The organism is Halovibrio variabilis, from assembly GCF_007991175.1.
GTDB classification, from domain to species: domain Bacteria; phylum Pseudomonadota; class Gammaproteobacteria; order Pseudomonadales; family Halomonadaceae; genus Vreelandella; species Vreelandella variabilis.
This window is the reverse complement of record NZ_BJXV01000001.1, coordinates 406,532-417,847: the sequence shown is the minus strand read 5'-3', so window position 1 is coordinate 417,847 and position 11,316 is coordinate 406,532. Positions and strand designations below refer to the sequence as shown.

At 52.6% G+C, this 11,316-nt stretch carries 8 protein-coding genes and 1 pseudogene; 3 read left to right on the top strand and 6 right to left on the bottom strand.

The annotated features are described in order from the left end of the window. Positions 1 to 6: 6 nt before the first annotated feature. Positions 7 to 1,590 carry a murein biosynthesis integral membrane protein MurJ gene (gene murJ / locus HVA01_RS01800; RefSeq protein WP_170243453.1) on the bottom strand — a complete coding sequence of 528 codons (1,584 nt, stop codon included), beginning with the start codon at positions 1,588 to 1,590 and terminating at the stop codon, positions 7 to 9. 161 nt (positions 1,591 to 1,751) lie between these two features. Continuing rightward, a complete protein-coding gene (rpsT, locus tag HVA01_RS01795) occupies positions 1,752 to 2,018 on the bottom strand; it encodes a 30S ribosomal protein S20 (RefSeq protein ID WP_146872809.1) in 267 nt (88 codons plus the stop codon). A 407-nt stretch (positions 2,019 to 2,425) separates the two neighbouring features. Here rpsT and HVA01_RS01790 point away from each other — a divergent pair, with 407 nt between their 5' ends. After that, positions 2,426 to 4,393 (top strand): sensor domain-containing diguanylate cyclase, encoded by a 1,968-nt coding sequence (locus tag HVA01_RS01790; RefSeq protein WP_146872808.1) that lies wholly within the window; start codon positions 2,426 to 2,428, stop codon positions 4,391 to 4,393. Between the two features lie 158 nt (positions 4,394 to 4,551). On the opposite strand, the gene HVA01_RS01785 is transcribed toward HVA01_RS01790, so the two are convergent. The 3 genes from HVA01_RS01785 to HVA01_RS01775 form a co-directional block, all read right to left on the bottom strand. Beyond that, complete coding sequence (locus HVA01_RS01785; RefSeq protein WP_146872807.1) at positions 4,552 to 5,307, bottom strand: amino acid ABC transporter ATP-binding protein; 756 nt, start codon at positions 5,305 to 5,307, stop codon at positions 4,552 to 4,554. After that, positions 5,304 to 5,972 (bottom strand): amino acid ABC transporter permease, encoded by a 669-nt coding sequence (locus HVA01_RS01780; RefSeq protein WP_146872806.1) that lies wholly within the window; start codon positions 5,970 to 5,972, stop codon positions 5,304 to 5,306. Before HVA01_RS01780 ends, HVA01_RS01785 begins: the two co-directional genes overlap by 4 nt. A gap of 95 nt (positions 5,973 to 6,067) precedes the next feature. After that, positions 6,068 to 6,838 (bottom strand): amino acid ABC transporter substrate-binding protein, encoded by a 771-nt coding sequence (locus tag HVA01_RS01775; RefSeq protein WP_146872805.1) that lies wholly within the window; start codon positions 6,836 to 6,838, stop codon positions 6,068 to 6,070. 250 nt (positions 6,839 to 7,088) lie between these two features. Here HVA01_RS01775 and HVA01_RS01770 point away from each other — a divergent pair, with 250 nt between their 5' ends. Both HVA01_RS01770 and HVA01_RS01765 read left to right on the top strand, forming a co-directional pair. Further along, positions 7,089 to 7,958 carry an Rpn family recombination-promoting nuclease/putative transposase gene (locus HVA01_RS01770; RefSeq protein WP_146872804.1) on the top strand — a complete coding sequence of 290 codons (870 nt, stop codon included), beginning with the start codon at positions 7,089 to 7,091 and terminating at the stop codon, positions 7,956 to 7,958. Further along, positions 7,955 to 8,215 (top strand): hypothetical protein, encoded by a 261-nt coding sequence (locus tag HVA01_RS01765; protein WP_174787747.1) that lies wholly within the window; start codon positions 7,955 to 7,957, stop codon positions 8,213 to 8,215. Before HVA01_RS01770 ends, HVA01_RS01765 begins: the two co-directional genes overlap by 4 nt. Before the next feature lie 524 nt (positions 8,216 to 8,739). Here HVA01_RS01765 and HVA01_RS01760 read toward each other — a convergent pair. Beyond that, positions 8,740 to 10,139 (bottom strand): annotated as a pseudogene (locus tag HVA01_RS01760) (IS1380 family transposase). Positions 10,140 to 11,316 lie beyond the last annotated feature (1,177 nt).

The window sequence follows — 11,316 nt, the reverse complement described above, 5'->3', positions numbered from 1 at the left end:
TCAGGGCTACGATTGCATTTTAAAATGACGGAAGCGCAAACCCAGGGCTGCCAGCCACGCAAAGTAAAGCGCACCGCCTAACACCACTAGCCCGGCAACCCAGCTTACCCGCTGCCAAAGGCCAAAGGTGAGCCAGGCCTGCCACTCGGGGGCAACCATATAAAGTGCTGCGCACATTAAGGCACTCCCCCCCACCAACTGCACAGAAAAGCGCTGCCAGCCGGGCTGGATCACCAGCACGCCCCGCTTATGCAGTAGGTAACCCAGCAGGCCCGCATTTAAGAACGCCGAAAGTGCCGTCGCTAGCGCTAAACCCGCATGAGCCAGCGGCCAAATCAACAGCAGGTTAAACACCATATTGGCGATCATGGCGATAATGCCCACCTTGACCGGGGTTTTGGTGTCTTGACGGGCGAAAAACCCCGGTGCCAATACTTTAATCAGCATAAAGGCCACCAAGCCAAAAGCATAAGCTCGCAGGCTCATCGCCGCCATTTGGATATCGTTGTCGGTCATCGCGCCGTAATGAAACAGCGTGATCAACAGCGGCTCGGCAAGCACCGCCAGCGCGAGTGCCGCGGGTAAGCCTAACAGCAATACAAGGCGAATGGCCCAATCGAGCATCGCCGCAAAGTGCTCTTTGGACTGCTCCGCATGGCGCTTAGACAGCGCGGGCAAAATCACCGTGCCAATCGCCACCCCAAAAACCCCCAGCGGCAGCTCCACCAAACGGTCCGAGTAGTAAAGCCACGACACGCTGCCTGCCGCCAACAATGACGCCAAAACGGTATCCAGTAACAGATTAATCTGCGATACCGAGACCCCGAACAGCGCCGGCCCCATGAGTTTCAGAATGCGCCGCACGCCCTCGTGGGCAAAGTTGGGCCAGGGCGTGGGCATCAGCCCCAAACGCAATAAAAACGGCACCTGAAAAACCAGCTGGGCCGCCCCGGCGATTAGCACGCCCCAGGCCAGCGCCATGGCAGGCTCTTCCATCAGCGGCATTAACAACAGCGCCGCGCCAATCAGCGAAAGGTTAAGCAGCACCGGCGTAAAAGCGGGGACCGCAAAACGGCTCCAGGTATTCAGCACGCTGCCAGAAAACGCGGTGAGCGAAATCAGCAATAAATAGGGAAAAGTTAAGCGCAACATATCAGCAGTCAGCGCCAGCTTTTCAGGGTCACGTCCAAAACCAGGCGCAAACACCCACACCAGCCACGGCGCGCAGAGCATGGCCAAGGCGGTGATCAACGCCAGTACCGCGGTTAAGCTGCCAGCGGTAGCATTCAACAGCTCGCGAATTTCCTCCCGGCTGCGCTGGGTGGAATACTCCGAAAGCACCGGCACAAAGGCCTGATTGAAGGCACCTTCGGCAAACAGACGGCGCAGAAAATTGGGGATTTTAAACGCGACAAAAAATGCATCGGCGCCGCTGCCTGCCCCCAAAAAGGTGGCCACCACCACATCTCGCGCCAGCCCCATCACCCGCGACAGCATGGTCATGGCACTGACCACAAGGCCGGAGCGCATCAGGCCGCTGGGAGCAATACGGGTACCGGAGGCAGTATTGGGTGTTTTACTCGCCGTCATAAACTATCCAGAAAACGCATCCAGAAAAACTCATCCAGAAAACCCCACCCAAAAAAACATCTAGAACTACTATCCAAAACTACTATCCAAAACTACTATCCAGAAAATCATCCAGACACAAAAAAACCGGCCGCAGCCGGTTTTTTAGGGCGCCTGCCGGCTTACGCCGCCAGTGCCTTAATACGCTTGTTCAAACGGCTCTTCAGGCGAGCTGCTTTCTTCTTAGACAGCACGTCTTTGTCTGCAATACGGTCAACGACCGGCTGCATAGCCTTAAACTCTTCCATTGCCTTGGCGTGGTCGCCGGTGCCGATCGCTTTCACTACACGCTTGATGTAGGTGCGGACCATGCTGCGCTGGCCGGATTTCAGGACGCGACGGTTCTCGGCCTGACGGGCGCGCTTGCGAGCTTGCTTGCTGTTCGCCACAGAGTATCTCCTTGGAGAATAAAGGTCGCCGAAAAAACGGCAACGAAATTAAATATGTATTCGTCGGCTGCGCTGTCACAGCACGACGTTTCCGCAACAACCAATTTATTTGGAGAGCGTTTCAACCCACCAAAACATATAACAGGCAGTTTAAAATAAGCTGCCCGCTAACGGGTCTTGTCTGAGAGGATGGCGTAGTCTATCACGCGCCAAGCGTGCTTGCCAGCGGATGTCAATCCCTGTTGGCAACAACCAGTAAGGTAAAGATTACAGCGCCGCCAAGCAGCCATTCACGCGGAACCGTTTGAAGCGTACTATCGCTCTAGCGTTGATACAGCGGACAACATGATGCGCAGTAGCAAAACCGTCTTGAACAATAAACCCTAACAGGAATCCTTCTATTACCGATGCGACGCCTTCACGCAAAGCTACTGTTAGCCGTCAGCATACCGTTGGCATTGGTGTCATCGATGCTGGTGCCTATACTCCATATCCACATGGAAACGCGCTTCGACAGCCTGCATGCAGAGGCGGATGCGTTGCTGAAAGTTGGTCAAGAAGCGCTCGTCCGCGATATCAATGATAGCCTTAATTACGCATTGGCCACCTCTGAAATGCCCACGCTACAGCGTTTCCTATCGGCACAAAACAGCGTGGCGCCGAATAAACAGGCGTATTCGCTTAGCGATTTATCTCAGCTGTCGACCTTCTTAAACACGCTTATCAGCCACCATCCCCGCTATAGCAAACTGGTGCTGATGGATAACAACGGGCACGAAATACTGCGGGCTCCCCACAGCGTAAACACAGGGCCGCGTGTGACCGGCAACCAACACGCCAATACCGATTACTTCAAAGAAGCGGTTCGGCTGCTGCCTCGCGAACTTTATATTTCCCCGCCGGGTCGTAACTTGCAGTATGAGCTGCTCGGCCAAAATGTAATTCCGGTGGTTAACGTCTCCACCCCGATTTTTAATGCCACAGGCAAACGCCTTGGCGTTGTCATGCTAAGCCTCAACTGGGACTATCTTACCAACGCCTTGCATCAAGCCATGACGCTCGACCAAGACGCCGATGTACTGTTGGTGAATGCCCAAGGCCGCTGGCTGCTCAACGATTCGCCCTCACAGCTGAGTTTGCTACCCTTTGGCGGCGACTTCAGTGCCTCTGCGCCCCAATATTGGCAGGCGATGCAGCAGCAAAATGAAGGCCGCACTACCATAGACGACCACATACTCCGGTTTAAAACGGAAGATATACGTACCCAGCGCTATCGCAGTCTTGCTGGTAATATTGCCAGCGACCCCGCCGACTACCCCTGGACACTCGGGGTGACGCTACCCAAACCTTCTTGGCACACGCTGCTTCAAGAAGAAACCACCGTGATTTTGTTTCTGGTACTTATTTACAGCGTCTCGGTGGCCTTTGGGATCTTTTGGGTCTTTAGCAGTCAGCGCCAGCGTCAATTACGACGGGCCGCTCAGCGGCGCGCCGTTGAGGCAAGCGATCTCTATGAAAACGCGCCCTGTGGCTATCACTCCTTGGATAGCCAAGGCCGCGTGATCAAAATGAACCGTACCGAACTCGCTTGGCTAGGTTATACCGCCGAGGAAGTCATTGGCCAAGTGGACTATCGAGACTTCATCACACCCGACACTCGCGAACAGTTTGAAAACGCCTTCGAGCGCGTGCAGAACGGTCAGCCAGGCAGCGCTGAGTGCAGCCTGCTCACCCGAACCGGCGAACGTCGCGACGTGATGATTCAAGCCTCTGCCTACCAACGCGACGGGCGCTTTGTGCATTCCCGGGCCACCGTTTTTGACCTCACTGAACGCAAACAGCTAGAAGAACAGCTACGCACTCAGGCGATGACCGACCCGTTAACCGGGGTTTTCAACCGGCGCTACTTACAGGCGCAAGCCACTATCGAGATCTCCCGCGCACGGCGGCAAAATCACCCAATCGCCTTGATTGCGATCGATATTGATCACTTCAAACGCTTCAACGACGATTATGGTCACGATGTTGGCGATGAGGTGCTGCAACGTTTCACACAGCGAGTGGGCGGCCTGCTCCGCCATGAAGACTTGTTATGCCGGGTGGGCGGGGAAGAGTTTGCTATTTTGCTACCCAATACGTCGCTCGAACAAGCCCTACAGGTAGCCGAGCGGATACGCGACACAATTGAAAATACCCGAATTCAAGTGCAAAACGGCAATACAGAACAAGTGCTACGATTGACGGCCTCGTTAGGCGTTGCCGTTATCTTACCCAACGAAAGCTCTCTTGAGCCCGCGCTAAAACGTGCTGATTTGGGGCTTTACCAAGCCAAAGAAAATGGCCGCAATCAAGTAGTGGTTAACTCACAGGCTTAGCCAGCCAGCGTTTAGACCTCGAACCCGACGATTTGGCGCAGCAGCAGGGCTAGCCGAGGTTGATATTAAAATTTTGCGTGAGGAAACCCGCCTACTTCTCATTCATAACATGGCCGGGTACAAGTGTGGCTTGTCCTATCTAAAACCAAGCACCACCACTACGGCACTGGCTGCCCCATGGGCGCTAGAATTTTGCGCAAGAAGTGACGCGTTCGCTCATCTTTGGGTGCGGTGAATAGCTCCTCCGGTGGGGCTTGTTCGACGATGCCACCTTCGTCCATGAATACCACACGGTCCGCCACTTCCCGCGCGAACTGCATCTCGTGGGTGACCACGATCATCGTTTGGCGCTCTACCGCTAGCTGCTTCATCAGGCTCAACACCTCTTCTACCCATTGAGGGTCAAGGGATGAAGTCGGTTCATCAAACAGAATGACATCCGCATTCGCGGCCATCGCCCGGCCAATGCCTACCCGCTGCTGCTGGCCGCCGGAAAGTGAAGCCGGGTAAGCATCCGCTTTTTCCGCTAGGCCAATGCGCTGCAGAATTTCTCTGGCCCGCGCATGGGCCTTAGCTTTGGGCAGCTTATCCACCACGATCATGCCCTCGCTGATATTCTCCAGCGCGGTTTTGTTGGCGAACAAACCATAGTTCTGAAACACGAACGCGGTGCGCCGACGCAGCGCCAAGATATCTGCCCGACTGGCGCGCTGGGTATCAACACTCAGGTCGCCCACCTGCAAACGGCCTGCATCTGGCTTTTCAAGGAAGTTAATACAGCGCAGTAGCGTTGACTTACCCGTTCCAGAAGGCCCAATAATCACAATGATCTCGCCTTGGGAAAGACTCAAATCGATATCGTGAAATACCGTATGGTCGCCAAAACGTTTGGTGATGCCTTGCAGCGAAATCATCGTTGATAGGCCTTATTCAGGTAAATTTCCAATCGACGCTGGCCCCAGGAGAGCACTTCCACCACCGCCCAATAAATCAATGCCACCAGCAAGAACGCTTCTAAATAGAGAAAGCTGCCGGCAGCTTCTTTTTGCGTAGCGCCCATCAGCTCGGTAACGCCCAATGTAAAGGCCAACGAGGTCGCCTTAATCATATCGATGAAATAGTTCATCAGCGTCGGTGTCGCCACCCGAGTTGCCTGGGGCAAGATAATGCGTCGCATCAGCTGTGACTGGGTCATGCCGATGGAGAGCGCAGCTTCGGTCTGGCTGCGGTCAATCCCCACAATCGCCGCACGTATGGACTCGGCCATATAGGCAGAAAAGTGGAGTGTTAACCCCAGCACCGCGGCGGTGACGCCGGTAATCGAGATCAACGCGCTAATCAGCTGCGGCAGACCATAGTAGAAAAGAAACAGCTGAACCAGCAGCGGCGTACCGCGGAAAAACGAGATAAACAACAGCGCCACACCGTTGAAGAACGGCACTTTTGAGACGCGAACCACCGCCAGCAGGCACGCCAGTATCAGCGCAAAGCACATGGCGATCGTCGCCATTTGAAGGGTGAGCGGCAAATAGCGCAGCAGAACCGGCAACAGCCCCCACATATAGTCAAGGTTAAGCATGGCAATCCAACGTCGTCATTAAAATTAGCCAAATCGCTCATAAGTAAAACGGCCGTGGCAATGCCACGGCCGCGTGAAACGAATTGCGCTAGAAGTTACGGCTGAGTGATATCGGTATCAAACCACTTTTCAGATATCTCGCGCAGTTCACCGCTTTCGCGAAGCTCTGCCAGGGCTGCGTCAACGCGGTCGCGCTGTTCGCGGCCCGCCTCGTCATCACGAAACGGCAGCGCGTTCTCAATGGTTGAGAACGGCTGACCAGCCAGCTCTAATGGTAGGCCTTTCTCTTTAATGACCTGCGTAGCACTCACGCGGTCCATCACGAAGGCTTCGACGCGGCCCAAGGCCACATCCTGCTCGATATTGGACTCATAGGTGCGAATATCGATTTCATCGGCATTGGGTAACGCTTGCAGAAGCTGCTCGTAGTTCGAACCCAGGTTGACCGCAACGCTTTTGCCGGATAAATCCTCAACGCCCTGAATAGACTCATTACCTGCCCGCACCACGACCTGCGCCCCGTCGTACACATAGGGCTCCGTGAAGGCATACTTGGCTTCACGCTCTGGGGTGATCGTAATCTGGTTAGCAATGGTATCGATACGACCAGACTCCAGCATGCCCGCTAAACCTGAAAAGCTCGCGGTAACAAACTCGATATCCTCCCCGGTCAGTTCACCCACAGCGTTCATGACATCGACTTCAAAACCCTTTAGCTCGTCCTGCTCCACAAACGTAAAGGGAAAATAACCGCCGGACATACCCACCCGCAGCGTATCGGCTTGGGCAGAGGTGGCGAACAACCCGCTGGCGACGCTTAGCGCAAGCGCGGCGAGGGAAATATTAAGCGGACGTGGCAGTGGCATGCTATTGATTCCTTTTGGGTAGCTTCAAACGACAATGGCTATCATTTTACTCCTGCTTCAATAGCAAATAAAGAATATGCAAATTAATTTTTATTCTTTTATCGAATAAGCATGCTAAATCTTATGGCTGCTTGATAGCGGACACAGCTTTGATTCTATCATTTGCCCTTTATGAGCCGGTGAAAGACGACTTCTAGCCAATCTGCTAAACTTTCTTAATAAACTTTAATTGTCTAAATTAGGGAAAAACATGGCCGATCTACTCGACCCTACCAACGATTACGTTTTTAAACGGCTTTTCGCAGAAGCGCCTGATCTTCTGGTTAATCTGATCAACGACCTGCGCCCAGACCTGCCTGACATAGCCTCAGTAGACATCCTCAACCCCAACATTGAAGCTAACGAACTAACCGGCAAATACATTATTCTTGATGTGTTAGCGCGTGATAGCGAAGGCCACTGCTATAATGTAGAGATACAGGTGCGCCGCTATGGCGCTTGGCACAAACGCGGTTTGTTTTATCTTACCCGCATGCTTGGCTCACAGCTCAACATGGGCGAGGATTACCAAGAATTACGGGCTTCAGTAGGGCTGCACCTGCTGGATTTCGACTTGTTCACGGCCACCGAGGACGAGCGCCAGCAAGCGATTTGGCGTTTTGAAATGCGCGATGAGCAACAACCCAACGTCTCGCTCGGGAACATTCTGCAGATGAACCTGATCGAACTAAACAAAGCAGACCGCTTGGGTTTGCCACCCGGCCCACTGCTTGACTGGATCACCTTTTTTAAACATTGGCAGGAGGAATTAACCATGGCCAACATTGCCCACGAACCTGTCAAAAAGGCCATGAGCCGGATCAAGCAGCTCAGCGCAGACGAAGAAACCCGACGCCTCGCCTTTGTACGAGAACGGGCACTACGCGATGAAGTTTCGTTTATCAACGAAGCTAAGCGAGAAGGGATTAAGCAAGGGATGGAGCAGGGAATAGGAAAAGGCCGCAAAGATGTTGCCCGGAAGCTGATCGAGATGAATCTATTACCGGATGCTCAGATCGCCGCTGCATCAGAGCTGACGGAAGAAGACATCAGGGCATTGCGTGAGGAAATAAAGCATTGACTACTAAAAACATGAGCCGCATCAAACCGCTCAGCGCTGATGAGAAAACTCGACTCCTCGCCCTTGTGCGGGAGCGAGCACTGCATGATGAGGTTTCATTTGCTAACGAAGCTAAGCGAGAAGGCCTTGAAGAAGGCCGCGAAGACGTTGCCCGGAAGCTGATCGAAATGAACCTGTTAACGGATACTCAGATCGCTGCTGCATCAGAGCTAACGGAAAATGACATTAAAGCATTGCGTAAAGAAATAAAGCATTGATCGCCTCAGGCACGCACTGTTTCAAAACAGTGCAACACTGCCAGCTACTCAACATCTCCTGTGTATGCTCGCATTGCTGTTTGATGGCGTTATCCAGAATATCCAGCAGCGCTTGGTAATTGTCAGGCATTGTATTGTTAAGCCAGCTAACCTCAATACGGTCACCAGCGCGGCCGTTAGCGAAACGGCAACAGACCCTCGCGCCCTCCGAATTAATAAACTCAGCGGCAAGTTAATTAATCCAGCAGCGAAAGAACACTTTGCGGGTTCTGATTGGCCTGAGCTAACATTAACCCCCCCTTATTCATCACATCGGCAGTAGCGCCACTATTTAGCGCCTGATGACTACGTGAGGAGGGCTTTGTGGCTATCTGACGTCTTCTTGACGTCATAACAATGCAAAATCATCTTTTAATGCCCGTTTTTTATCACGTTTTGGCATCAACAACCGCCACTTACCCACGATCCGCCCCCACCCTGTCGTCGATGGTAATGCTTACACCGTTGAACCCACTCATGGGGTATCAGTCGGGAAGTGGCTGCAGTCGTCGGATACCGGGAAGTAAGCGGGGCCACCACTTATTGGCCGCCACACCAAGCCGCACCCGGATCTGGCGGGCTTTTACTGTGAACATCGCCGCGACTTTCAACACCTGTTCTCGCAGTTTCATCAGGCTCCAGCCATGCCCGGCATGTCGCTCCATCACGCAACGGACACTGTACAATACCTGGTAAGCAGTGAGGCTCAACAGCAGGTTAACCTGATTCCGGGCCATGACGTCCTGCACCGTTAAGTGCCCCCGGTCTGTTGAGGATAAATGGAGATCAAGAGCCGACTTGAGTTCGCCCATGTGGGCCTCTGCTTTGCCGCGTTTGCGATAAAGGGCCAGGACTTTCTCCGGCGGGTAATCATAGCGACTGAGGTTTGTTACCAGGAAGAAGGCATGAGGCAGCAGGTCATCGGTTTTTTCCTGGACGATCAATACCACACGGCGAGGTGGCTCCCAGCTACCGGCCTGGTAGTCCAGGTCATGGCACCACTCCCGCGGCGTCTCCGGTGGTCGCCCGGGCGGCCGTTTGAGATAGGGTGCCGCCAGTGTCAGTAACGTTTTATTGCTTTTTAGCCGCCCCAGATAGGCGATATCCTTTGAGTCGAGCGCGCGTAGCGTTTCGCCATCGGTAAAGCCCGCATCCAGGCGTACGCGAAACTGATCCACGTCGCGATGGGTGCCTTCCATCAAACGCTGAACGAGGTGAGGGATCCAGGTATCTGCGTTTTCCGCCGGGCCGGCATTCCCTTCTCGAAGTAAGCCGCCCACCATGTCACCGGTTTCGGCGATAGAGGCGATAAGCGTTGAGTAAATCCGGGCACCGGCATAGCCGTTGTAGACACTGCCACCCTGGTGCCCAAAGACCTCGATGGGCAGCCCATCGATATCGAGGGTCATCGGCGTATTCGCCGTATAAGGGGTGACATCTGGCAAGCTGTTAAAGCGCCAGATCGCCAACCGCAATAAGCCTTCGTGCACCGTGTCGAGGTTGTCTGGCTGACTCAAGCAGGTGATTAAGCGAGATAGCGTGGCTTGCGAAGGGCGTGCTTCCTCCAGCGGCACTAAGCTTCGTGCATCGCTACAGGCCAGCCGCCAGAGTGGGTCGTGACCCAGTACGTCAGTATCGTTTAAGTCGCCCCATCCCATGGCCCGCTGCAGCACGACGGTACGGAGTTGGCTGGCCAGTGAGTGGCGTACGCGCAACGGATCACGCGGGTCAATCAAGTGGTCTTCAAGCGCGCCAATCACTCCACTATTATCGAGCGCTTCACGAAGTATCACCCCCCGGCGTCGCTGGTGGTGGCATCGCCGCTTAATTGCACATGAACAGAGCCGTTGCAGGTCGGTGACCAGGAAGGTAGTCTTTCACCCATAGCGGATGGTCCTCTTGCATCAGGTTCTTGTCGGAACGTTCTGATTTTAAAAGAGAATACCATTCGCTATTTTTGTTTTCAGGCCCACGTCATGAATAAGGCAGGGTACAGAGTTGGCTGGCCAGCGAGTGACGTGCGCGCAAAGGATCACGCGGGTCAACTAGCTGATATTCAAGCGCGCTGATAACGTCGCTGATATCAAGCTCTTCGCGGAGTAGTAATCCACCAGCATTACTAGTGGTGGCATCGCCGTTTAATTACACATGAACAGAGCCGTTGCAGGTTGGTGACCAGGAAGGTAATCTTTCACTAATAGCGAATGGATCTCTAGGCCCAGGCTCTTGGCGTAACATGCTAATTTGCTTAGACAGCACCATTTGTCATCTTTGTTTTCAGGCCTGCGTCATGAATAAGGCAAGCTGAAGCTCTGACTCGACCTCCTTGGCATTTAGATTACGGGCACTCTGAAGGATTAGCTAGTGCAATAGGTCGTTGGTGGCTACCTCTGGTTGCTATAGAGCGTGCAGATTAGACTTGGACATGGCGTATCATTCCTCTGTTGATTGTGATCTTGGTGGTGATCAACCAATAGGATACTCCCCCTTCAGCTGATAAATTATTGCTAGATGTAAATAATATCGAGGAATTTCGAGAAATAAAAATTATATTGGCCTTAGTTATAAAACCATATCTGTAAAGTCTATCGCTAACGCTTTCCCTGCTAACAATGACTTAAAAAAAGGAAATAAAACTGATAGTTATAATGTCGTGATCAAGTTTAACTATAGAGAAATACTTGACGTAGAGCATTTCGGTGAAAAGACTTTTGCCTCCTTATATACTGATGGGCAGTGAAAAAAGAGTTCGATCTTGATGTTGCATGCTCAATAAATAGCTTAGACTGGGTTATTGCTGGGGGAAAAGTAGATAGATTTTGTAAAATCTGCATCTTAAAAATTCACTTTGACGATTTCTTTTTCATGTTGTCGCAATAATCCTTATTTAAAGGAACTCCTAATGCAGCACAGAAAATAATAGTTGATTTTATTTACATAGCATTGATAAAATTGATGTTTTTATGCAACTCTTTGGCTCAGCACTAAGAAAAATGATGGCTATCATGCAACTGTAAATCAAGCTTTTGAGTCAACCATGATTCGCCAAGATCCTTTATTTA